Below are 22,899 nucleotides of genomic sequence, written 5' to 3'. Positions count from 1 at the left end.
CGCCGGTGCGCAATGATGACCTCATGAGCGAGCCTGCGAGCGAATCATCGACACAGCGGGCCTCCGGCGTGCCGGAGCGAAGCGGAGGCATGACGGATTCCCCCGCTGCCCGCCTGCCCGGCGCCATCCGGCCCGTCGCGATGGTCACCGGGCCCACGTCCGGGATCGGGCACGGCTATGCGGTGCGCCTGGCCTCCCTCGGCTACGACCTGGTGCTGGTGGCCCGCGACGAGCGGCGCCTGACCGCCCTGTCCGACGAGCTGAGCCGGCGTTTCGACACCCATTCGGAGGTGCTGCGCGCCGATCTCGCCGAGTCCGCCGACCGCGACCGCGTCGCGGCCCGGCTGTCCGAGGGCGTCGACTTCCTGGTCAACAACGCGGGTTTCGGTCTGTCCGGGGAGTTCTGGACGATCGACCCCGCGCGCCTGCAGTCCCAGCTGGACGTCAACGTCACCGCGGTGCTGCAGCTGACCCGCGCCGCGCTGCCGCCCATGGTCGCCGCGGCGAAGGGCTCGATCGTGAATGTGGCCAGCGTGGCCGGTCTGGTGCCGGGGAGGGGATCGACGTATTCGGCATCGAAGGCCTACGTCGTATCCTTGTGCGAGGGATTGTCGGGCGGCCTGGCCGGGACGGGTGTCCGGGTGCAGGCGCTGTGCCCCGGATTCGTACACACCGAGTTCCACGATCGGGCCGGTATCGAGATGTCATCGCTACCGAAACGCATGTGGCTGAATGTCGATCAGGTGGTTGCGGGTTCGCTGCGCGATCTGGACGCGGACAGGGTGGTCAGCGTGCCCGGGGCGCAGTACAAGGTGCTCACCACGGTGGCCGGGATGATCCCGCGATCCCTGCAGGTCCGGATCAATCGGGCGCTGTTCGACGCACGCGGCAGGACTTAGAAAGGACACGGCAGAGAAGATGATCGAATCCACCACCGATCGAGACAGATTGGCGGAACTGGTGCGGGAGCTGGCCGTCGTGCACGGCCGGGTCACGTTGTCGTCCGGCAAGGAGGCCGACTACTACATCGACCTGCGCCGCGCCACCCTGCAGCACGAGGCCGCGCCGCTGATCGGGAAGCTGCTGCGGGAGCTGGTGTCGGACTGGGACTTCGCCGCGGTCGGTGGGCTCACCATGGGTGCGGACCCGGTGGCGGCGGCCGTGATGCACGCGCCCGGCCGTCCGCTGGACGCGTTCGTGGTGCGCAAGGCCGCCAAGACGCACGGCATGCAGCGCCAGATCGAGGGGCCGGACATCGTCGGCAAGCGCGTGCTGGTGGTCGAGGACACCACGACGACCGGGAATTCGCCGCTGACCGCGGTGCGCGCGCTGCGTGAGGCCGGCGCGATCGTCGCGGGCGTGGCGACGGTGGTGGACCGGGAGACCGGGGCCGACCAGATCATCGCGGCGGAGGGGCTGGAATACCGCTCGATTCTGGGGCTGAAGGATCTCGCGCTGGGGTGACCCGGCGGCTCGGCTAGCCTGAAATCTTCCTGTCCGACGACGTGCGCGAAGGGTCGAGTGAGCCGCTTGTGGTGAGTATCGCAGTGAACAGGGGCCGCCGGAACGTCGCGATGCTCGGCATCGGCGCCTACCGGCCCACCCGCATCGTCAGCAACGACGAGGTGTGCGAGGTGCTGCACTCCTCCCCGGAATGGATCTACGAGCGCACCGGGATTCGCAATCGGCGCTGGATCAGCGGCGACGAGACGCTGCGGACGCTGGCGTCCGCTGCGGGCGAGCGCGCGATCGTCAACAGCGGGGTCGACCGGTCGCGGATCGGCGCGCTGGTGCTCGCGAGCTCGAGCTGGCTGAAGCTGACCCCGCACGGTGCGCCGTCGATCGCCTACGACCTGGGCATGAACGGTATTCCGGCATTCGACCTCGCCTCGGGCTGCGGCGGTTTCGGCTACGCGCTCGGGGTGTCCGCGGATCTGATCAGGTCCGGCTCGGCGCAGTATGTACTCGTGATCGGGGCCGAGACGATGACCGTCGGCCTGGATCCGACCGATCGCGGTACCGCGATGATCTTCGGCGACGGCGCCGGCGCCGTGGTGGTGGGGCCCGCCGAGGAGAACGGCATCTCGCCGACGGTCTGGGGCAGCGACGGCGAGAACGCCGAGGCGATCGCGCAGAACGTGGACTTCCTCGCGTACATGGACAGGGCGCAGGCGCTGCAGGGCACGGACCCCGAGCTCGAGCCGATCGGCCGGATGTCGCTGCGGATGGAGGGACAGCGGGTGTTCCGCTGGGCGGCGGTCACGCTGCCGCGGGCGCTGTCGTCCGCGCTCGAGGCGTCGGGCGTGTCCAAGGAGGACATCGATGTGTTCGTGCCGCATCAGGCCAATGCCCGCATCAACGAGCTGATGAGCAAGAATCTGGGCCTGGCCGACGACATCCCGATGGCCAACGACATCGAGAACACCGGCAACACCTCCGCCGCGTCGATCCCACTGGCGATCGAGGAGATGCTGGTGACCGGCAAGGCCAAGGGCGGACAGCTGGCACTGCTGCTCGGCTTCGGCGCCGGGCTCAGCTACGCGGGCCAGGTCGTCACGTTGCCGCCCAGCCCGATCGAATCGAGTTTCTGAGATGGCCAGACCGTTTCGGGCCGCATTCGCCGGTGCGGCCGTACTGACCGTGGCCGGGGCACTGACCGGCCGGGACCGGCTGCAGTGGATCGCGAAACCGATGATGATGCCGCTGCTGGCGGCCGATGTGGTGCACAGCGGCCGTTCGCTCGCGCCGGCCGATCGAGCGCTGTTGCTCGGCTCGCTGGGCGCCGCGACGGTGGGCGACGTGCTGCTCATCGATCCGGACGACGATCGTCGATTGGTCGCGGGCGCAAGCGCTTTCGCGGTGATGCAGGCGGGGTATTCGGCGCTCTGGTGGCGGCGGGGTGCCCGTCCGCGCGCGGCCGTCGCAGCCCCGCGCATCGCGGCCTGGCTCGGTGCGGGCGCGCTGTTGCGCCGTGGTGCGCCGCGGCTTGCGTTGCCGCTGAGCGGCTATGGCGCCACCCTGGCCACCGCGGCGGTGCTCGCCTCCGACCCGGGTCTGGCTCCGGAGGCGAAAACCCTTGCGGGCATGAATCTTCCGGCCGGCGATCCACGCACCCGCGTGGGCCTGGGCGCGCTGCTGTTCACCGCCTCGGACGGGCTGATCGTGCTGCGCCGCCTGTTCGCCCGTACGCCGCGGGCCCGCCGCATCACAGAGGGCATCATTCTGGCGACCTACGCGGGGGCGCAGTATCTGCTCACCGACCCGCGCGTTCACACGGAGTAGTCTCTCTTCGCTGTCGTGGGGTTTGCTCCAGGGCGACGGATGTAGTGGCTCCGGGATGGTCGAGGCGGTCGTCCGGGGCTGTCGGCAGGGCGGCGGGGTATGGGGCGCTCGATTACAAACACAGGATGATGCGGTCGCGGTCGGTGGGGTCGACGCGGATCGAAATCGTCTCTCCGACGGTGATCTTCGGCTCGTCGATCGGCGCGACATCGAAAACGATGGTGCCCCGGTAGGTTTCGGATCCCGGGACGGTGAGCTCGAGGTCCAGCTCGGTGAGTTCGGTGTGATGATCGGTGTGGGTCAGGGGGTGCACGCCCTCGATGACGGCCCAGCCCTCGAGGCCGTGCCGCAGCAGTCGACGGTCGGCGCGCGTCGGGCGCTGGGCCAGCACCATCCCCAGCCCGACGCAGGATCCGAACATGCCCACCAGCGCCACCATCTGATACGGCAGCGTCCCGGGCGGGGTGTGCTTGACGACCCATCCCAGCCAGAAGCCGAGGAGCATCATGTACCCGACGGTCACGCCGAGCACCGTGCGAAGTATGCGCGAGTGGTCCATGGCCCACCTCCACCACCGCTTCAGACTTCCAGGATAGGCCCTGGGTACCCGTTGTGCGGCCGTCTCGAACCGGAGGCCGGTCAGGCCCCGCCCGGCCGCAGCCGCAGCACCGCCAGGACCCGGCGATGGTGTTCGTCCGAGGGCGGCAGATCGAGCTTGATGAAGATGTTGCCGATGTGTTTTTCCACCGCGCGCTCGGTGACGGTCAGCGCCCGCGCGATGGCCCCGTTCGACAACCCCTGCGCCATGAGTTCGAGCACCTCGCGTTCGCGCGGGGTCAGCCGCGCCAGCGAATCCTGCTGCCGCGCCGCACCCATCAGCTGGCTCACCACCTCCGGATCCAGGGCGGTGCCGCCCTCGGCGACCCGCGTCAACGCGTCGGCGAATTCGCGTACATCGGCGACCCGGTCCTTGAGCAGGTAGCCGACGCCGCTCGCGCCACCGGCGAGAAGTTCGGTGGCATAACGGGTTTCGATCCACTGCGAGAAGACCAGCACGCCGGTGCCCGGAAACTTGCGCCGCAGTTCGATGGCGGCCAGCAGGCCCTCGTCAGTGAACGAGGGCGGCATGCGGACATCCACTACCGCCACGTCGGGCCGGTGCTCGGCGACCACCTCGCTCAATCGGCTTGCCTCGCCGACCATTTCGACCACCTGGTGGCCGCGTTCGGTCAGCAGAGCGGCCAGGCCGTTGCGCAGGATCGCGCTGTCCTCGGCGATCACGATGCGCAGCGCACTCATTGCGGCCCCGCGATCGGCAGCGTGAGGGTGACGACGGTGGGTCCACCGGCCGGACTGTCCACGGTCAGCGCGCCGTCGACCGAGCGGGCGCGCGCCGCCAGGCCCGAAAGTCCGCCGCTCACCACGGTTTCCCCGGTCGGCACGGATGGCGGCAGCGCGCCGCCGTGGCCGTCGTCGCGCACCACGAGGGCGATGGTTCCCTCATAGGCCGGGAGCGCGGAGACCCAGGCCTGGGTGGCGCCGGAATGCTTCACCACATTGGTCAGCAGTTCGGCGACGGAGAAGTATGCGATGGCCTCGATGGCGGGCGTCGGCCGATGCGGCAGGTGCACACGCAGTTCGACCGGCACCGCGCAGCGCGCGGCCAGCGTCTCCAGCGCCGGTTCCAGCCCCAGCTCGAGGGCGGGGGGATGGATGCCGCGCACCAGTTCGCGCAGTTCGGCCAGGGCCTCCTTGGAGCTGTCGCGGGCATCGGCGATCAGATCCGCGGGATCGGTGCCATCGGCGATCCGCTCCTGGGCGCGGCCGAGCGTCATCGCGATCGTGACCAGCCGGGCCTGGGTGCCATCGTGTAGATCGCGCTCGAGGCGGCGCAGTGTCGCGGCGGAATCCTCGACCGCGACCCGCCGGCCCTCGCGCAGCTCCGCCATCCGGCGATCGCGCGCGGTCGGTGCGAGCAGCGCCTGCGCGAGCGCGGAGTGCAACCAGCACACGCCGCGCAGCAGCCACGGCAGCACCAGGCAGCCGAGCACGCCGATCGCGGCCAGCGCCAGCACCCGCGGCCAGGTCTCGACGTAGTAGTTGCCGAACTGGGCGAGCGAATGATGGCTACGCCCTTGGGAATCCACATTCGTCGGGTGGAACAGCGCCCACGGTATCGGCGAGATCGCCGTGAACACCGTGACCGTGATCGCGATCAGCACCGGATATCCGAGCCCGAGCCCCAGCACGATCTCGGCCAGCACGAAGGCCAGCGCCCGCCAGGACGTGCGGTCCGCGAACGCGGCGCCCAGGAATCCGAAGAACCCGCGTCCGCGGTCGAACGGGGCCGGCGGCGGGATCGGAGTGTCCAGCAGCGTGCGGCACAGCGCCCGATACACCAGCGCCCACACCCGGCCGCTCAGGATCACCAGCGCCAGCAGGGGCACACCCACGACGGTGATCGACAACCCGATGCTCACTCCGAAGCCACCCGCCAGATAGGGGATGGCGACGATGGCAAGGGGAGCCGCGATCAGGACGAAGGCGAACTGTTTCCAGGTCCTGGCTCGGAACGGACCGAGCAGGATCGCACGGGCCACCTGTGCGTAGTCCGGTCCGGACGGTGACGGTCGGTCCGGTGCGACGGCGGGGTCGGCGACAGTTTCGGTCATGCTTCGATGCTGCCCGTTTCGGCCGGTCGCCCGCGAGCGGGCAGGCCACCGTGTCGGGGGTGTGGACAGCCACACCCCATCGACCGGTGTGGCGCGGGATTCACCACCGATCGGACCGAGTTCGCGCGTCGTCTCGAGGCCGGAAAATCCGTCGGAGTCCGGCGGGGCCCGACGCTACAGTGTGCGTGTGAATTACCCTCCAGCCCAGCCGCCTTACGGTTACGGTCCGCAGTTCCGGCCACCGGATCATCCCCAGGCGACGACGATTCTGGTGCTGGGCATCCTGGGCTTCTTCTGCGGCGTCCTCGGCCCGTTCGCATGGGTGATGGGGCGCCGGGCGCTCACCGAGATCGACGCCTCCGGCGGTACCCTCGGCGGCCGGTCGAATGTGCAGGTCGGCTACATCCTGGGCATCGTGACGTCGATCCTGTTCGCGCTGAGCCTGATCTTCCTCATCGTCTATTTCATCATCATCGGCGTGCTCATCGCGCACGTCTCCACCACCCCGGCGCCGTGAGCCGGGCGCGCTGGCGAATCATGGGGGCGTGAGCGAGCGACCCGAGGACACAGCTGAGCGACTCGAAGACACAGCCGAGCGGAGCGAATCAGGTGCGGTGGTCCCGGACGATGCGGTACTGACCGGCCCCACCGAATGGGGCGAGCACCCCTACGGCGTCGGGCCCTGGGAGCAGGAGTTCGGCACGCCACCCCCGCCCGATCCGCGCCTGGACCCGGAGTTGCTCGCGCACGGCGACCGGCGCAATGTCGTTGACGCGTACCGATATTGGACGCGCGAGGCGATCGTCGCCGATATCGACCGGCGCCGGCATCCGTTCCATGTCGCGATCGAGAACTTCGGGCACGACGCCAATATCGGCACCGTGGTACGCACCGCCAATGCCTTCGCCGCGGCGGCGGTGCACATCGTGGGACGCCGCCGCTGGAATCGCCGCGGCGCCATGGTCACCGACCGGTACCAGCATCTCGAGCATCACACCGACATCGCCGAGCTGCTGGAGTTCGCCGCGCGTGCGGGCCTGGTCGTCGTCGCGGTCGACAACGTGCCCGGCGCGATTGCGCTGGAAACCGCCCGCCTGCCGCGCAATTGCCTGCTGCTGTTCGGGCAGGAGGGTCCTGGCGTGACCGACCAGGCCAAGGCCGGTGCGGTGATGACGGTCTCGATCGCCCAGTTCGGCTCCACGCGCAGCATCAATGCCGGTGTCGCCGCGGGAATCGCCATGCACACCTGGATCGCCCAGCACGCCGACCTCACCCGGGCCTGGTAGATACCGTCCCGCGCTCCGTCGAAAACGGACACGAGACGAATGCATAACAAATCGGGCGCGGAATCGGGCGGGTTGCTGGCACCATGGATGCCATGACTTCGTCGAGCGACGACGAGCGGCAGTCGGCACGCGTGCGGCGTGCGCGGCCACCGGTCGATCGCACGGCCGAGCCCGTCGCCTCGGACTGGTCGCACCGGGCGGATCTGGCGGAGTCCGCGGTGGTGTCCCGCCATCTGCGCCGGCTGTGGGCCGCGCCGGGGACCAGGCTCGGCGTGGTGGGCTGGCCGCCCCGGCGGCGCGAGCGGCTGTACTTCACCTGGAACTACTGGTGGCAGGCGCATCTCATCGACTGTGCGATCGATGCCGCGAATCGGGACCCGACGCCCGCGCGCACCCGGCGTGTCGCCCGGCTGGCCCGCGCCCACCGCCTGCGCAACATCACCGGGTGGTGCAACAACTACTACGACGACATGGCGTGGCTGGCCCTGACCCTGGAACGCGCCGAACGCAACCGGGGCATCGCCAAGGTGCGCGGCGGCCTGCGCGCCCTGGAAAAGGAACTGATCATCGGGTGGCAGCCGCGGATCGGCGCCTTCCCGTGGCGCAAGGGCGCGGACTACTACAACACCCCGGCCAACGGCCCCGCCGGCATCGCGCTGGCCCGCCTCGGCCGGTACGCGCGGGCAGAGGAGATCGGCGACTGGCTGGACAAGCATCTGCGCGACGGCGAGACCGGCCTGATCCTGGACGGCGTCCATCTGCCCGCGGGCCGGGTCGAGCGGCCCCTGTACACCTACTGCCAGGGCGTGGTGCTGGGGCTCGAGACCGAATTGGCCGCGCACACAGGCGATTTCCGGCATATCGACCGCGTGCAGCGGCTGCTGGCCGCGGTGCAGGACCAGATGACCGATCGCAGCGTCGTCACCGGGGGTGGCGGGGGCGACGGCGGCCTGTTCAACGGCATTCTGGCGCGGTATCTCGCGCTGACCGCCCTGCTGCTGCCCGGCGAGGAGGCCGATCAGGTCGGCGCCCGTAGCGTGGCGGCCGCGATCGTCAAGGCCTCGGCCCGGGCCGCCTGGGAGCATCGCCTCGAGGTCGAGGGCGAACCCCTCTTCGGTCCCGACTGGTCCCGCCCGGCCCGGATGCCCGCGGGCAAGGGCGGCGCCGGCGGACCCACCGGGCACGGGTCGGTCAGCGCGTCGACCAGCCCGGAACGGGATCTGTCGGTGCAGCTTTCGGGCTGGATGCTGATGGAGGCCGCCTACCTGGTGACGGCCGCGGGCCTGTAGGCCCTAGGCCTCCTCGGCGTGCGCCGTGCCGCCGCCCGATGCCCCGGACGCGCAGCTGGCCGCGGGCCGTTCGAGATCGAAATCCTCGGCGGGCCGGGACATTTCGATGCGGTACTGCCGCACGCCCAGGACGGTGCCGATGAGCAGGCCGGCGACCAGCGTGCCGATCACCGTGGGCATCAACCAGGACACCCGGTTCAGGAATCCGCCGCCGTAGAAGCCGACCAGCAGCAGCACCGGCGCCCAGATCACCGCGCCGATCGTGCTGGCGACCGTGTAGCGCCGGTGATCCATGTGCGCGGCCCCGGCGACCAGCGGGCACAGCGTGCGCACCCACGGAATCCAGCGGGCGACCAGCACCGCCAGGAATCCGTGCCGGTGCAGCAGGTCGGTCACGCGCATCAGGTTGCGGGTGTTGATGTAGCGGCCGTTGCGCCGCGCCACCAGATGGTGGCCGGTGCGCGCGCCGATCACGTATCCGACCTGATTGCCGGCGATCGCCGAGATCATCGTCGCCAGGACCAGCCCCCACACCTGTGTGTGGCCGCTCTGGTGCGAGGCCAGCACGATGCCGGCGGTGAGCAGCATCGAATCGCCGGGCAGGAACAGCCCGATGATCAGGGCGCACTCGAGGAAGACGAAGACGAGTACAACGAGCCAGACCAGAACCGGCCCGGCGGACTGCAGCGAATCGAGTCCGCCCAGTGCGAGGGGTAGCGGGGTGTTCGGCAAGGTGTCAGCGCATGGATTCGTTCGTCGGAGCAGGGGCGGTCTCGGCCAGCACGGGCTCGTGGTTGCGTAGCTTCTTGGCCACCGAGATGATGCCCGGCAGGATCGAGATCAGCACGATCAGAATGAAGATCGCCTCGATGTGATTGCGAACGATCGCGATGTTGCCCAGGTAGAAGCCCAGGATCGTGATGCCGCCACCCCAGGCGACGCCGCCGACGATGTCGAAGGTCAGGAAGGTGCGGTAGTCCATCTTGGACACGCCCGCCAGGACCGGCATGAACGTGCGCACGATCGGCACGAACCGGCCCAGGATGATGGTCTTGGGCCCGTACTTCTCGAAGAAGGCGTGCGTCTCGGTGACGTAGCGCTGCTTGAAGAAGCGCCCGTCCTCCTTGTGGAACAGCGCCGGCCCGATGGCCCGGCCGATCCAGTACGCGCACTGATCGCCCGCGATCGCGGTGATCGCGACGGCGGGCAGCAGCACCCCGATGGCGACCGGGTGCTGGGGATGCGCGGCCAGCAGACCGCCGGTGAACAGCAGCGAATCGCCGGGCAGGATCGGGAACAGCAGTCCCGTCTCGATGAAGACCATGACCAGAATGGCCGGCAACACCGCGTCCTTGAGCCACGTCTCCGTGAGCAGGTGCATCGGGTCGAGAAGTCCCTTGATACCGGAGCTACTCGCAAGAACATCGGAAATGGCCAGCATGGTCACGGCCCCCACAGTACCGGCAGGTGGGCTATGACACCGAACCTCACGGCAACCTCACAGAACTTGCCCATCCGGGCCCGCAGGTCCAGGGGGTGCCTTCCGCCCGGGGGACGGGTGAACCTCACGGGGATGGTGAGCCGACGGAGCTTGCGGAGTCGGCGGGGTGGGTAGGGGCTAGGGTAGGCACTGACATATCTGTTCTTCGCAGCGCACACACGGAGGTCACTGCAGTGCCCATCGCGACTCCGGAGGTCTACGCCGAGATGCTCGGTCGGGCCAAAGAGAACTCCTTCGCCTTTCCCGCGATCAACTGCACGTCGTCGGAGACGATCAACGCGGCGATCCGCGGCTTCGCCGAGGCGGGCAGTGACGGCATCATCCAGTTCTCCACCGGCGGCGCCGAATTCGGCTCCGGCCAGGGTGTGAAGGACATGGTCACGGGCGCGGTCGCCCTCGCCGAATTCGCGCACGTGGTGGCGGCCCGGTACGACGTCACCGTCGCGCTGCACACCGACCACTGCCCCAAGGACAAGCTGGACACCTACGTGCGCCCGCTGCTGGCCATCTCGCAGGAGCGGGTGCGCGCGGGGAAGAACCCGCTGTTCCAGTCGCACATGTGGGACGGCTCGGCGATTCCGATCGACGAGAACCTGGAGATCGCCAAGGAGCTGCTGAAGCAGGCCGCGGCCGCGAACATCATCCTCGAGGTCGAGATCGGCGTCGTCGGCGGCGAGGAGGACGGCGTCGAGGCCGAGATCAACGAGAAGCTCTACACCTCCCCGCAGGACTTCGAGAAGACCATCGACGCGCTCGGTTCCGGCGAGAACGGCAGGTACCTGCTCGCGGCCACCTTCGGCAACGTGCACGGCGTCTACAAGCCGGGCAACGTGGTGCTCAAGCCCGAGGTGCTCGCCGAGGGCCAGCGGGTGGCCGCGGCCAAGCTCGGTCTGCCGCAGGGCGCCAAGCCCTTCGACTTCGTCTTCCACGGCGGTTCGGGCTCGCTGAAGTCCGAGATCGACGATTCGCTGAAGTTCGGCGTGGTGAAGATGAACGTCGACACCGACACCCAGTACGCCTTCACCCGCCCGATCGCCGGCCACATGTTCGGCAACTACGACGGCGTGCTGAAGATCGACGGCGAGGTTGGCAACAAGAAGGTCTACGACCCGCGTAGCTACCTGAAGAAGGCCGAGACCGGGATGGCCGACCGTGTCGTCGAGGCCTGCAACGACCTCAAGTCCGCGGGCAAGTCCGTCAGCGCGAAGTAAGTAGCACAGCCGAATAGCGCGCGGGGTCATGCGGCACTAGGTTTGTCAGAAATGGCTGGCTGCATGGCCCCATCTCGCGGCGCCCGCCGGTGCGCTGAAGCGCGGGGAGGCGGAGGAGCGTAGTGACACTGGATGTTCGGGTCCTAGGGCCCGTCCAATTGCTGGTCGACGGCGCACCCGTGGCGGTGGGGGGTCCCAAGCCGCGGGCGCTGCTGGCCGCGCTGACGGTGAACCGGCGGCGGGCGGTGTCCTCGCAGGCGCTGGCCGATATCGTCTGGAACGAGGAGCCGCCGGACTCCTATCAGGCCAGCCTGCAGGTTTTCGTCTCGAATATTCGTAAGGCCCTGCGTAATTCGGGTGTCGACCAGGCGGTGCTGCGGACCGAGTCGTCCGGGTACCGGCTCGAGATCCCGGACGGCGGCTGCGATCTGGGCCGCTTCGACGCGGCCCGCCGCGCCGGCGCCGAGGCTGTCGGCGCGGGCAACCACGACCGCGCCTCCCGGCTGTTCGCCGAGGCGCTGGCCGAGTGGAGCGGCAAGGCCCTGGACGACCTGTCCGGGCTGCACTTCGCCGAGAGCTTCGCCACCGCGATGGACGAGGAGCGGCTGCTGGTCGCCTCGGCCCGGATCGATGCTGAGATCGCTTGCGGCCGTGCCTCTTCCGTGGTGGGCGAGCTGGTCTCGATGACCGGCGCGCATCCGCTGCGGGAGCCGCTGTGGGTGCAGCTGATTACCGCGCTGTACCTGTCGGGCCGTCAGGCCGACGCGCTGGAGGCGTGCCGCCGGGTCCGCGCGGTGCTGGCCGACGAGCTCGGCATCGACCCCGGTCCCGCGCTCACCGAACTGGAACAGCGGGTGCTGCGGCAGGAACCGCTCAACACCGCCGACATCGCCAAGGTCGAGCGGATGGCGCAGGCCATGACCGAGACGGTGACCGAGACGCCGCACTCGGCGCGTTCGGGCCGGCTGCGGCTGCCCGACGGGCGCACGGTGCCGATCGCCAAGGGCGGCTTGAAGATCGGCCGCATGACCGACAACGATCTGGTGCTCGACGATCCGAAGGTCAGCCGATACCACGCCCACATCCTGCCGAGCCGGGCCGGCCTGCTGATCAAGGACCTGCACTCGGCCAACGGCATCTACATCAACGAGGAAGCGATCGACAGCGGTTCGGTCCTGGCCGACGGCGACGCGGTCCGCATCGGCGCCACGGTCCTGGTGTTCGAGGCCGGATAGATCGTCCGGCGGTGGCGCCCGGCAACATCGCATCAGCCGATCGTGGTCCCTTCGGACCGCCGCTGGGGACCCCGCCTTGGCTTTCGCTCCGATGCTCGTCCCCACGTCGAAGCTCATGCTCGACGAGCGTTGTTCGAGAGATAGTTATAGTCACCTTGTTTCGTGATGCTCCACCAAGGGGAGCATTCGTTCCTGGGGAGACAGATCGGATGTCTGAATCGGCTAACGGTGGCGAGGCTCCCCGAATCGACCTCGAGGCCTGGGATGGAATTCGCTCTAATTTGTCGTTAGGGCAGCGGCTCACTGGTACGGTTGTGTCGGTTCCACGCCCCGGTACTATAGGTATGTTTGTAGATATTGAAATGCCGGTTATCGGGTTCGTTGATGTGCTGTTGCTGCCCTTTGACGTCAGCCGGTGGCCTGCCGAGGGGGTCGTTACAGATTTCTTGATATGGTGGATGGATCCGAAGAATCCGCAGATACGTCTGGTTCCGGCCAAATCTATATATCGACGCGAGGACTTCGATGAATGGAGTTCAAAGAATGCACCCCGCGGTGATCCCGGTATTCTGTCGCGCTTCCGATTCGATTCGTGAGGCGGACCGGGTCACCGTGGTCTCTCGGTGTGTGTCGGGCAGCCTTCCGTGGAGTCGAGTCGTGTAGTCCATGCGGGGAGCGGCTCTCGTGCTGAAAGCCATGAGGGCGGTATGCCGCGCCGATTCTCGGAGTTTCCGATGCCGGTGTGGGCAGCCACGATGCCGCCGACTATGGCGGCGGTCGTATCCGCATCCCCACCGGCTTCGACGCATGCGGTGATCGCGGCGGGATAATCGTGTAGGAACGTGGCTGCTGTCCAGAGGGTGAACGGAACGGTGTCCTGAGCGCTGACCCGGGCGCCGTTGCCGAGTTCGTAGGCCGCCTCGGCAACTGATCTGCCCAGCAGGGTGCGAGCGCGTCGAACCCCCGTCGATGTTGCGCCAACGACGAGATAGGATTCGACCGAATCGAGGAGTTCTCCTGGTGTGCAACGTGTTTCGCGAGTGGCTGCAGCGTGGCTTGCCGCAACGGCGACGAGCATAGCGCCGATGATCGCTTCGGGATGCCGGTGAGTGACCTCGGCGGACAGTGCGGCCTGTTCGGCAGCTCGGTCTGGGGCGGCGACGAAGTACGCCCCGAGTGGGGCGACCCGCATTGCGGCGCCGTTTCCCCAAGACCCGTGTCCCTCGAACGCCTTGCCCGCGGCCTCGGCCCATGGCTGTCCGTCTCGAATCTGGTGCAGGATAGCGACTGTGCTCCCGCTATAGCCGCGGTAGGGTTCGCAGCGGTCTGCGAATACGGCTGCGAGAGCGTCACGGTCGATCCGGCCGCGAGCATGGATCTCGGTGTAGATCGAGCAGGCCATCTCGGTGTCGTCGGTCCACTCCCAGGGCGCGGCCGGTGGTCGTCCGGCGAGTAGATCGGGGAGCGAACGGCCGGGGACGAAGAACTGGGCGCCCAGCGCGTCACCGACGGATAGGCCGTCAAGACTGTCACGGGCGACATCGGGAACTGGCGGCATCACCGGAATCATGCCAAACCTGTGCGGGGCTGCGCGGACGCATCCGCCCTGGGGCGGTTGATCATGGCCGCGCACGCCGGATTACATCTGCGCCGGGCAGTCGGGCGTCCAGGAGGCCGTGCAACACTGCCTGCTACGGCGTGTTGCTGTCCGGGCCGCACGCGACGCCGGTGCCCTTGGGGTCGAGCAGGCCGTTGTATCCCGGCTGCGAGGAGTACAGCGGCGCCTTGCCCTCCGCGCGCACGGTCGCGCAGTTCGGGTAGTACACGGACCTCTGGTCCTGGGTGCCGGTGTCGGAGCCGGAGATCGTGCCCTGATTGTTGACGGTGAATCCGCTTCCGCCCGCGGAACTGCCGCCGGTGCCCGCCCCGGAGCCGGGCGAGGCCAGAGCCGTGCCGCCCCCGACCACGGTGCCGAGCGTGAGTAGTCCGGCTGCCGCGACGGCCGGGATCATGCGGCGGAACGATGAAATTTTCACGGCGACAATCCTGTTCGGGTCATGGTCGAACCTCCGCACCGCGAGGGGGAGGATCCTTCGAGTCGCGAGTCGGTACAGCCCGGCCCGTACTCATAGGGATAACGCTCCGAACGGGTGGATGGTTCGAGACAACTCTATGCGGATTACCTGAGAATCGTTCACAGAGTTACCCATCGGTCACTCGATGGCTGCGAATGCCGCGCGATGCCGGTTCCGCCCGGTACTGTCAGGGCGGTTGAGACAGCGGGATCGACGCACACCGCAGGCCGCGCTGATACCGCAGGAACGTACCCGAAACGAGGGGTTGGGACTGTGTCGATCGGCGGCGCTTCGCGGAGCCTTGACCGGTTACGGAAGCCGACGCCCACCGGCCCGCCGGTAGGCGCCTGGTATGCGACGGCGCTTCCTAGGGTCCACGCCCATCTACCTGCCCCGTCCCCGTCGGTCCGCACCGGGGTGTGGTCGCGGCTGCTCGCCGCCGTCGCAACGATCGCGCTCGGTACGCTGTGCGCACAACCGGTCTCACAGGCCGCTCCGGCAGTCCCCGGGGCCGGGCCGTGCGCGACCGATCCGCTGCCCACCCACGAATCCCTGGTGCCCAAGACGCTCGAGGTACCGATTCCCTATCCGGTGGTGACGGTCGATCCCGGCCCACCCCCGGCCGCGAAGCCCACCCGCACCAGGATGACGCTGCCCGCCGACCCGTGCGTCGATCCCTGCCCGGATCTCACCGACACCCCGGCCCCGCCGCCGGATCTGTTGCGGCGCTTCGGCATTCCCGATGTTTTGGTGAGCCCGAAGCCGTTCTACTTCGCGCTCCCGCCGGGCCCCTCGCCCCACCCCGGACCGCCGCCTCCGGCTCGGCAGCATCCGCCGACCGAAGCGGCGCCGCAGTCGCCTGCCCGCCCGGCCCCGTGGATCGACGGGGTCACCGAGGTGGCCAAGGAGACCGGCGCCGATTCGGTGAACCGCACCGACAAGCGCTGGCAGGTGTACGGCACCGATCTGGGGATCTCGTGGGAGAGCGCGCCCGGGGAGATCGCCATGGCGTTCGGTGACAGCGTCGGCGTCGGCTTCCACCCGCCGGGCGGGATGGGGCAGGACTGGCGCAGTAATCTGCTGGCCTTCAGCCACACTCGCGATCTGAGCCACGGCGTCGTCTTCGATCGCATGGTCACCGACGGCCGCTGTCACGCGGCCGAGGTGCTGTCCAGTCGCAAGAAGGACAACATCGAGATCACCACGATCCCGACGTCCGGATTCGCGCTCGGTAAGCGCCAATACCTGAGCTACATGTCGATCCGGACCTGGAACAGCCTGCCGGGCACGTTCTTCACCAATTACGGCGGCATCGCCTACTCCGACGACCACGGCCAGACCTGGACCAAGGACCCCTACGCGCACTGGGACGACATCTTCGGCCTCGCGAATTTCCAAGTGGCCGCGATGGTTCCGCAGGGTGGCTACGTGTACATGTTCGGCACCCCAAACACCCGGCTGGGCGCGATCGGGCTGGCTCGGGTGCCCGCCGCGCAGCTGCTCAACACCTCGGCCTACCAGTACTGGCGCGACGGTGAGTGGACCGCGGTCGGCGGATCCGCCTCGGCCACACCGATTGTGGACGCCCCGGCGGGCGAGCTGTCGGTACGTTACGACACCGCGCGGCGCGTGTGGCAGATGAGCTACCTGGACACCGCGCGGGGCGCCATCGTTGTGCGCGAGGCGGATTCACCCCAGGGCGTCTGGTCCGCCGGCACGCCAACGGTGACGGTGTCCCAATATCCGGAACTGTACGGCGGTTTCATCCATCCATGGTCCACCGGCTCGGATCTCTACTTCACGATCAGCACCTGGAGCGACTACAACGTCTACCTGATGCACGCGAAAATCGGGCAGTAACTACCTAGCTCAGCTGCACCTCGGCCACGGCGCGGCCGAAGAGCTTCTTGCCCTCCGAGGTTCCGGACAGCAGCAGCGTCGCGGTGCGGCGTTCGGGATCCAGCGACTTGACCTTCGCGGTGAACTCGATCTGTGCGGGGGAGGTCGCCGGGACCGATACCAGACTCGCGAAGCGCACGCTGTACGACTCGATCGCGGTCGGGTCGCCCAGCCAGGAGCTGAGGTACTCCGCGCCCAGGCCCATGGTCAGCAGGCCGTGCGCCACCACGGTCGGGAGCCCCGCCAGATCGGCGGCGCGGTCGCTGAAGTGAATCGGATTGGTATCGCCGGACACGCCCGCGTAGTTCACCAGGTCGCCGCGGGTGAGCTGCATCTTGCCCGCGGGCAGCTCGTCGCCGACGGTCAGATCCTCGAAGCGGGGGACCGTGCGCACCTCGAGGCCCGCGCGCGACCGCGTCAGCGGCGGAATCTCGGTGGCCTCCTCGGCGGCCATCGGGGCGATGACATCGAACTCGGTCCGATCGGTCTCGCGCCGATGCATGACCAGGCCCTCGACCAGCCGCGCGATATCGGGATCGATCTCCACGCCCAGCCGCGCCACGATCGTCACCGTCGCGACGACCACGACCGCGCCGGACGCGTCGATGATGGCCGCGCGCACGGTGAGGAAGTCGTTGCCGCGCACCCGGCGGATCGACTCGATCTTGGTCTCCGTGTGCAGTACGTCCCCGGAAACCATCGGCCGATGGATCTCGAAGAGCTGATCGGTCTGCAGGATCTGCGACAGGTCGTAACGGCTCAGCACGGAGTCGAGCAGAGCCTGGGTGGTGGTCCATCCGATGACCGCGGCGAACGTCGTCGGGGCGAGGACGCCCTCGCAGCCGAGCTCGGCCGCATCGCCCTCGAACCGGTGGGCGGGGTGGGCGTTCTGCACGGCGCGGGCGAATTCGCGCACCTTCTCGCGGCCGACCTCGTAGCTACCCCGGACGCGGTACTGCTTGCCGATCAGTTCCGTCGGTGCCGACGCCTCGATAGCCAGCTCCGGCATATCCCTGTGCTCCCTGCTCAAATCTCTACTGCGCTCTTACTGCGTAAATTCTGGTACGCCCGAGAGTCCCGGGGCAATCCGGACCGCGGACACAGCCGGACAATCCCGGCCACTCTACCGGTCGATTCGGGCCGGTGACCAGCCGTCTGTGATGCTTATCGCGCGCTGACGCGGATGCGTCACAACACACTTCGATTACGTGCGGAAGCTCACTACCCCGCGTTCGGGGAATCGCACACCTTCCATCCGCCGGACGTGTTCTGCAGGTCGAAGGTGCGTGCGACGCGGGTGGGGTCGGCGTCGGTGTACACGCTGGCCTGCGCGACCGCCTTGTCGCCGGTGATCTGGACCGAATCGACGGCATCCACCCTCGGAATCTTGCGCTGATCGACGGCCAGCTTGTGCACGCTGGCGTACTGATCGGGCGCGATGCCCTTGTAGAAGTCGTGCTGGGCGCCGCAGGTGGCGGACTGCAGGTCGGGGAGGTTTCCGCTCTTCAGTGCGGTGGTGTAATCGCCGATAGCCGCCTTGACCTTGGCCTCCGGCGAGTTGTCCGTGCCGCCCGAGACCAGCGCGATGATCACCGCGATCACGACGACGGCGGCCACCGCCGCACCCGCGATCAGCAGCCAGCGCTTGTTGAGCTGCGGGGTGCTTCCCGCTGGCGCGTCCATCGGTGGGTTGGCGCCGGGAATGCGTTGTGGCGCAGCGATTACGTGCGTCTGCTGCGCGTCCGGGGGCGGCGCCGCGGCCGGCTGCGGTGCGCCCAGCGGGGCGTTCTGAGGTGCGCCGAGGGGGGCGTTCTGCGGCGCGGTTGTCTGCGGCGCGTTGTGCGGTGGGGTCTGGGGCGCGGACAGCAGTGCGTCGTGCGGGGTGTGCTGCGGCGCGGACATCGGCGCGGTCGGGGACGACATCGAGGGCGCCGGAGCGGTGGGCTGCACGTCCGCGGGTGAGGGCGCGCCGCCCGGCCGCGGTCCCGGCACTCCCTCACCCACGGGTGGATTCTGTATGGGACCCGAGGGACCTTGCGGCACGGTGTTTTTCGGCCCGGATCCCGGGCGCGGGGTGGCGGGAGGCCTGGTGATCGGCGCGCGCCCGCCCGGCGTGACCCGGTCGGTGACCGGCTGGCCGCCGATCTGCAGTTTCTCGGTCGCCTGCTCGCCGGGACGCTGTACGGGCAGGGCCGTGGTCTCGGCCTCCGATGCGCCCGAGACCCGCGGCATGGCAACGGTTTTCGGATCGTCTACAGGCTTGCCGCCGGCGCCCGGCAGCGCCGATTCGGGAATGATCACCGTCTTGCCGCCCGGCGCGGACTCGGTTGCGGCGCCGGACTTTCCGCCGGTCTGCGGAAGTGCGGATGTGGGGATCACCGTGGTCTTGTCGCCCGCACCGAGGTCCGGGCGCTGCGCGGCCGGTTGATCGGCGGCGCTCTTGGCGATCGCCTGGGTCTCGGCAGCTGTGCCGGGCGGCGTGGACGCAGACCCCGGCGCCGCCGGCGGCACGGTCGGGCCCGGCCGCGGCGGCACGGGCGGAGCCGGTGGTTTCGGGCCGGGGCGCGGCGGCAGCGGGGACGGCCCGACTCCGGGGCGCGGAGCCGATGGCTCCCCGCTCGAAGCCTTCGCCGATGTGTCCGGTCCGGCGGCGCCGGCCTCGCGCGGAATTCGCTCGGTCCGGCCCGCGGTGCCTGCGGCGCCGGGCAGCTCGTCGCGCGAGATCCGCTGGGTGGCGGAGGCGTCCGGCGAGGTCGGCGCACTGGCGGGACCGGATCCCGGCGCGCTCGACGACGGACGCCGCCCGGAATCGGCGGAGTCCGGCTGCGGCTTCTGGTCGTCGGTCGGGTCGGACACTCGGCACCCTTCGCTCGGCGGAACAGTGTGAACTCGCAGGCAAGCCTATCGAGCAATTCCGGCGCCGGAGGACATTGCGGGTGCGAAGCGTGGGTCCGGATCCGGTGGGAATGTCCGCGATAGGCGATACTGAGCCCATGACCTCCTTCGGTGATCTCCTCGGACCGCAGCCGGTGCTACTCCCGGAAATTTCCGACGCGGAGGAGGCGCTGCTGAACAAACAGGATCCGGTGCAGGTCGCCGCGGCGCACCCGACGGCCTCGATCGCCTGGGCGCAGCTGGCGGAGGACGCCCTGGCCCGCGCGCAGGCACAGGAGGGCGTGAACGCGGACGTCATCGCGGCCTACGCCTTCGCCCGCACCGGCTACCACCGCGGCCTGGACCTGTTGCGCCGTAACGGCTGGAAGGGCTTCGGTCCCGTGCCGTGGAGCCACGAGCCCAACCAGGGATTCCTGCGGGCCGTCGGCGCTCTCGCCCGCGCCGCGCGCACCATCGGCGAGTCCGACGAATACGCGCGCTGCCTGGACCTGCTCGAGGACTGCGATCCCCGCGCCGCGGCCGAACTGGGCCTCGACTGAGCAGTGCTCACCCACCCCGTCGGCTGACCCTCCCCATGGCCTTCGAGACCCCGCTCATCACCGTGGGCGCCGTCCGCGAGAGCGGTACCAAGCGGCTGCGCAGCGGCTGGCAGCGCCTGCGCAAGTCCGCACTGCCGATCCTGCAGTGCGCCCTCGGCGCGGCCCTCGCCTGGTTCATCGCGCACCGCCTGATCGGGCACACCACTCCCTTCTTCGCGCCGGTGGCGGCGGTCATCTCGATCGGCGTGGCCTTCGGGGCCCGGATCAGGCGCTCGGTCGAGCTCGTCGCGGGGGTCAGCGTCGGCATCCTGATCGGCGATCTGTTCATCTCGCACGTCGGCACCGGAACCTGGCAGATCGCGCTGGTGGTGGCGGTGGCGATGGGGTCGGCGATCTTTCTCGACCGCGGCGCGGTCATCCCGATGCAGGCCGCCAGCTCCGCGGTGCTGGTGGCCACGCTGTATCCGCCACACAGTCAGGGGGCCTATCTGCGGGTGATCGATTCGCTCGTGGGCGGGCTCGTGGGGATCGCCGTCGTGGCGATCTTCCCGTTGCATCCGGTGCGGCGCGCCCGCCAGCAGGCCGCCGACATCCTGGGGGTTATGGGCCGGGCGCTGACCGCCTGCGCGGACGGCCTGCACGAACAGGATCCCGAAAAGATCCGTCTCGCACTGGAATCCGCGCGCGGTACGCAATCGCAGATCGACGCGCTGCGCAATGCGGTCGAGGGCGGCCGCGAGGTCAGCCGGATCTCCCCGCTGTACTGGAATGCCCGCCCGCGCCTGGACCTGATCCGGGCCGCGGTGAATCCGCTGGACAACGCCGTGCGCAACACCAGGGTCCTGCTGCGCCGCGCGCTGACCCTGGTGCGCGACGACGAGATCCTCGATCCGCGCACCATCGACGAGGTCGAGGATCTGGGCCGAGCCGTCGAGGTGGTGCGCCAGTACATGCTCGCGGATCCGGGCCGTCAGCCCGACGCCGCCGAGGCAGCGCGGGTGCTGCGCCGGGTTGCCAAGGGCGCGACCATGGATCTGGTCCAAGGGGCGGGGCTTTCGGCGCATGTCGTCTTCGCTCAGCTGCGCTCGATCGTGGTGGACCTGATGCAGGTGTGCGGGGTGAAGCGGCTGTCGGCGATGGCGCTGCTACCGCCCACCGTCGAGAATCCGTACGTCGAGCCCGAGGACTGAGCGCCCGCAGCGCGTAATCGTGTCCGGTCCCGCGTGAGGTGGGCGCCCGAAGTTCGGGTAGTCGACTACTCGTGTGCCGAATCCACACCGTCCGTAGCGTTTTGGGCATACCGCAAGCACGAGGGGTGTTGCGGTTGCTACTTCGCCGGGGCGTTGGATGCCCTGCGGCCGGGCGGCGGGATTTCCGGGTATCAGCGCGGGAATCCAGGGAGGACGTCGCAGTACACCTGGGGGGTGTGTGTCCGGTCGACGGGGTCTCGGTGCCCCCGTCCCGGCGAAGCGGGCCGCCCGGCAGCGTGCTGTCGGGCGGCCTTCCATTTTCAGCCGGGGCAGCGCCGGAACGGTTGTGTCAGAGCGAATTCCAGAACCGGGTGAGGAAGCTGCCGTACGCCGACCAGCGCGACGGCACGCCCGACAGCTCGAACAGGTCGTACACGACGGTGAAGAACAGGTGGTTCAGCGCCGGAATCCAGAGGATCGCGAGCATGATCAGCAGCCCGTACGCCTTGAACTGCTCCAGCGACCGCCGGGTCTGATAGCTCAGCGACGGCTCCAGAATGCCGAATCCGTCGGTGCCCGGAATCGGCAGCAGATTCAGCACGGTCGCCGTGACCTGAAGGAACGCGAGGAAGCTGAGCCCGAACCAGAACGCCGCATGCTCGTGCTCGGATCCGAAGAACCGCACGATCAGCAGCAGCACCACCGCGCACGCCGCGTTCACCGCGGGCCCCGCGCCGCTGATCATGCGCTGGACGCGGGGGGAGAAGTTGGTCGAGTGCACGTAGACCGCGCCGCCCGGCAGCGCGAATCCGCCCAGCGCGATGAACACCATCGGCAGGCCGATCGACAGCAGTGGATGGGCGTACTTCAGCGGGTTCAGGGTCAGATATCCGCGCAGCTCGACCTGGTGGTCACCGGCGCGCCAGGCGGTATACGCGTGCGCGAATTCGTGCAGGCAGACCGAGACGATCCAGCCGAACACCACGAACACGAAGACGCCGATCTTGGCCTGGTTGGACTCCAGCTCCGCATCCCAGGCCAGCACCCCGCCCAGGGCGGTCAGGACGACGATCAGCAGAAAGACCGGGCTCGGGCGCACCGCCGCGCGGCGGGCATCGAACGGAATGCTCATCGGACCAGGAACCAGGGGTCGTTGTGCCGGTAGAAGCTCGCGCGCGGCACCGTGCGCTCGTCGGCGATACCGTCGCGGGTCACCACCGCGCCCGGCGTGCCCAGCTGGATCGCGCGGCCGGCGACCCAGTGCCGCCTGCGGAACGCGCGCAGCGCGGTCGCGCGCACCCCGGGCATCTCCAGAGTCGGTGAGATATGCAGTGCCGCAACCTTTCCGGAAAAGAGGGGTATCTCGTCGGCGTAGGCCTCGCCCTCCAGTTTGGCACCGCCCGGCCCGGTGACGGCGGCACGGCCGACCAGCACCCGGCCGGTGTCGTCGCGGATCAGCGGGGTCGGCTGCGGCCTGCCCTCCAGCGCCCGCTTGGCCGCCGCGGAACCGGAGCCGGTCTGATAGGCGCGCGAGCCGTAGGTTCGGTCCACCGGCACGTAGCCGATCTCGACGTGCAGTCGCTCGGTGCGCAGCAGATGGGTGAGCACCGCGGCCAGTCCGGCGTCCTCGCCCAGCACGATCAGGCGCGGCAGGCTGTCGGCCGCGAGCACCGGCAGCAGCTCATCGATCGTGGACGTCTCGGGGATGGCCGAGGTCTGCGTGGTCGGGATCGAAGCGAGAGCGATCGGAATCGGGGCGCCGGCGCATTGGAGAACGTGGATACTCACCTGCGGTGCACCCTGCTCGGAGCCGGCATCCCCGCCG

Annotated in this window: 24 protein-coding genes; 13 read left to right on the top strand and 11 right to left on the bottom strand. The window is 69.0% G+C overall.

Annotation, left to right across the window (positions count from 1 at the left end; all coding sequences use genetic code 11):
* Positions 1-89: 89 nt before the first annotated feature.
* From KO481_RS32025 to KO481_RS32010, 4 genes are all read left to right on the top strand, one after another.
* Entirely contained in the window at positions 90-899 is an 810-nt protein-coding gene (locus tag KO481_RS32025) for an SDR family NAD(P)-dependent oxidoreductase (protein WP_215922213.1), read from the top strand.
* 19 nt (positions 900-918) lie between these two features.
* Positions 919-1,464 (top strand): orotate phosphoribosyltransferase, encoded by a 546-nt coding sequence (gene pyrE, locus KO481_RS32020; protein ID WP_215922212.1) that lies wholly within the window; start codon positions 919-921, stop codon positions 1,462-1,464.
* Positions 1,465-1,532: 68 nt separating this feature from the next.
* Positions 1,533-2,591, top strand: a complete 1,059-nt coding sequence (locus KO481_RS32015) for a beta-ketoacyl-ACP synthase III (protein WP_215922211.1) — start codon at positions 1,533-1,535, stop codon at positions 2,589-2,591.
* A gap of 1 nt (position 2,592) precedes the next feature.
* Positions 2,593-3,282, top strand: a complete 690-nt coding sequence (locus tag KO481_RS32010) for a lysoplasmalogenase family protein (protein WP_215922210.1) — start codon at positions 2,593-2,595, stop codon at positions 3,280-3,282.
* 112 nt (positions 3,283-3,394) lie between these two features.
* Here the strand turns inward: KO481_RS32010 and KO481_RS32005 are convergent, their stop codons facing one another.
* From KO481_RS32005 to KO481_RS31995, 3 genes are all read right to left on the bottom strand, one after another.
* Positions 3,395-3,841 (bottom strand): hypothetical protein, encoded by a 447-nt coding sequence (locus KO481_RS32005; RefSeq protein ID WP_215922209.1) that lies wholly within the window; start codon positions 3,839-3,841, stop codon positions 3,395-3,397.
* An 80-nt stretch (positions 3,842-3,921) separates the two neighbouring features.
* Positions 3,922-4,581 carry a LuxR C-terminal-related transcriptional regulator gene (locus KO481_RS32000; RefSeq protein ID WP_215922208.1) on the bottom strand — a complete coding sequence of 220 codons (660 nt, stop codon included), beginning with the start codon at positions 4,579-4,581 and terminating at the stop codon, positions 3,922-3,924.
* Positions 4,578-5,954: a sensor histidine kinase gene (locus KO481_RS31995; protein ID WP_215922207.1), complete on the bottom strand. Its 1,377-nt coding sequence runs from the start codon at positions 5,952-5,954 to the stop codon at positions 4,578-4,580. Before KO481_RS31995 ends, KO481_RS32000 begins: the two co-directional genes overlap by 4 nt.
* Before the next feature lie 187 nt (positions 5,955-6,141).
* Here KO481_RS31995 and KO481_RS31990 point away from each other — a divergent pair, with 187 nt between their 5' ends.
* The 3 genes from KO481_RS31990 to KO481_RS31980 all read left to right on the top strand — a co-directional run bounded on the left by KO481_RS31990 (position 6,142) and on the right by KO481_RS31980 (position 8,529).
* Entirely contained in the window at positions 6,142-6,471 is a 330-nt protein-coding gene (locus tag KO481_RS31990) for a DUF4190 domain-containing protein (protein WP_215922206.1), read from the top strand.
* Between the two features lie 97 nt (positions 6,472-6,568).
* The gene (locus tag KO481_RS31985; RefSeq protein ID WP_215922338.1) at positions 6,569-7,240 is read left to right on the top strand and encodes a TrmH family RNA methyltransferase; all 672 of its coding nucleotides are present in this window, start codon (positions 6,569-6,571) and stop codon (positions 7,238-7,240) included.
* A 92-nt stretch (positions 7,241-7,332) separates the two neighbouring features.
* Positions 7,333-8,529, top strand: coding sequence for a glycoside hydrolase family 76 protein (locus KO481_RS31980; RefSeq protein WP_215922205.1), 1,197 nt, complete (start codon positions 7,333-7,335; stop codon positions 8,527-8,529).
* Positions 8,530-8,532: 3 nt separating this feature from the next.
* Here KO481_RS31980 and KO481_RS31975 read toward each other — a convergent pair whose 3' ends face one another.
* Both KO481_RS31975 and KO481_RS31970 read right to left on the bottom strand, forming a co-directional pair.
* Positions 8,533-9,261, bottom strand: a complete 729-nt coding sequence (locus KO481_RS31975; protein WP_215922204.1) for a DedA family protein — start codon at positions 9,259-9,261, stop codon at positions 8,533-8,535.
* Between the two features lie 4 nt (positions 9,262-9,265).
* Positions 9,266-9,970: a DedA family protein gene (locus KO481_RS31970; RefSeq protein WP_215922337.1), complete on the bottom strand. Its 705-nt coding sequence runs from the start codon at positions 9,968-9,970 to the stop codon at positions 9,266-9,268.
* A 233-nt stretch (positions 9,971-10,203) separates the two neighbouring features.
* On the opposite strand from KO481_RS31970, the gene fbaA reads away from it, so the two are divergent.
* The 3 genes from fbaA (at position 10,204) to KO481_RS31955 (ending at position 13,072) form a co-directional block, all read left to right on the top strand.
* Positions 10,204-11,241, top strand: coding sequence for a class II fructose-bisphosphate aldolase (gene fbaA, locus KO481_RS31965; RefSeq protein WP_215922203.1), 1,038 nt, complete (start codon positions 10,204-10,206; stop codon positions 11,239-11,241).
* Positions 11,242-11,363: 122 nt separating this feature from the next.
* Positions 11,364-12,476, top strand: a complete 1,113-nt coding sequence (locus KO481_RS31960; RefSeq protein WP_215922202.1) for a BTAD domain-containing putative transcriptional regulator — start codon at positions 11,364-11,366, stop codon at positions 12,474-12,476.
* Positions 12,477-12,685: 209 nt separating this feature from the next.
* The gene (locus tag KO481_RS31955; RefSeq protein ID WP_215922201.1) at positions 12,686-13,072 is read left to right on the top strand and encodes a hypothetical protein; all 387 of its coding nucleotides are present in this window, start codon (positions 12,686-12,688) and stop codon (positions 13,070-13,072) included.
* Between the two features lie 11 nt (positions 13,073-13,083).
* On the opposite strand, the gene KO481_RS31950 is transcribed toward KO481_RS31955, so the two are convergent.
* Both KO481_RS31950 and KO481_RS31945 read right to left on the bottom strand, forming a co-directional pair.
* Complete coding sequence (locus KO481_RS31950) at positions 13,084-14,034, bottom strand: ADP-ribosylglycohydrolase family protein (RefSeq protein WP_215922200.1); 951 nt, start codon at positions 14,032-14,034, stop codon at positions 13,084-13,086.
* Positions 14,035-14,167: 133 nt separating this feature from the next.
* Positions 14,168-14,512, bottom strand: coding sequence for an excalibur calcium-binding domain-containing protein (locus tag KO481_RS31945; RefSeq protein WP_308166845.1), 345 nt, complete (start codon positions 14,510-14,512; stop codon positions 14,168-14,170).
* A gap of 456 nt (positions 14,513-14,968) precedes the next feature.
* Here KO481_RS31945 and KO481_RS31940 point away from each other — a divergent pair, with 456 nt between their 5' ends.
* Positions 14,969-16,411 carry a glycoside hydrolase family 183 protein gene (locus tag KO481_RS31940; RefSeq protein WP_215922199.1) on the top strand — a complete coding sequence of 481 codons (1,443 nt, stop codon included), beginning with the start codon at positions 14,969-14,971 and terminating at the stop codon, positions 16,409-16,411.
* A 4-nt stretch (positions 16,412-16,415) separates the two neighbouring features.
* Here KO481_RS31940 and KO481_RS31935 read toward each other — a convergent pair whose 3' ends face one another.
* Together KO481_RS31935 and KO481_RS31930 are read right to left on the bottom strand one after the other, a co-directional pair.
* The gene (locus KO481_RS31935; RefSeq protein WP_215922198.1) at positions 16,416-17,459 is read right to left on the bottom strand and encodes a fused (3R)-hydroxyacyl-ACP dehydratase subunits HadA/HadB; all 1,044 of its coding nucleotides are present in this window, start codon (positions 17,457-17,459) and stop codon (positions 16,416-16,418) included.
* Between the two features lie 212 nt (positions 17,460-17,671).
* Positions 17,672-19,306 carry an Rv0361 family membrane protein gene (locus KO481_RS31930; protein ID WP_215922197.1) on the bottom strand — a complete coding sequence of 545 codons (1,635 nt, stop codon included), beginning with the start codon at positions 19,304-19,306 and terminating at the stop codon, positions 17,672-17,674.
* Positions 19,307-19,443: 137 nt separating this feature from the next.
* Between KO481_RS31930 and KO481_RS31925 the strand changes: the two genes are divergently transcribed.
* Both KO481_RS31925 and KO481_RS31920 read left to right on the top strand, forming a co-directional pair.
* On the top strand, positions 19,444-19,884 hold the full coding sequence (locus KO481_RS31925) for a DUF3151 domain-containing protein (protein WP_215922196.1): 441 nt from the start codon (positions 19,444-19,446) through the stop codon (positions 19,882-19,884).
* Between the two features lie 35 nt (positions 19,885-19,919).
* Positions 19,920-21,074, top strand: a complete 1,155-nt coding sequence (locus KO481_RS31920; protein WP_215922195.1) for an FUSC family protein — start codon at positions 19,920-19,922, stop codon at positions 21,072-21,074.
* A 349-nt stretch (positions 21,075-21,423) separates the two neighbouring features.
* Here the strand turns inward: KO481_RS31920 and KO481_RS31915 are convergent, their stop codons facing one another.
* Together KO481_RS31915 and KO481_RS31910 are read right to left on the bottom strand one after the other, a co-directional pair.
* A complete protein-coding gene (locus KO481_RS31915) occupies positions 21,424-22,206 on the bottom strand; it encodes a site-2 protease family protein (RefSeq protein WP_215922194.1) in 783 nt (260 codons plus the stop codon).
* Positions 22,203-22,862, bottom strand: a complete 660-nt coding sequence (locus tag KO481_RS31910; RefSeq protein WP_215922193.1) for a hypothetical protein — start codon at positions 22,860-22,862, stop codon at positions 22,203-22,205. Before KO481_RS31910 ends, KO481_RS31915 begins: the two co-directional genes overlap by 4 nt.
* Positions 22,863-22,899: the final 37 nt, after the last annotated feature.

This window comes from Nocardia albiluteola (assembly GCF_018860155.1).
In the GTDB taxonomy this organism is placed as follows: domain Bacteria; phylum Actinomycetota; class Actinomycetes; order Mycobacteriales; family Mycobacteriaceae; genus Nocardia; species Nocardia albiluteola.
The sequence above is the reverse complement of the archived record's forward strand: the minus strand, read 5'-3'. Positions and strand labels throughout refer to the sequence as shown.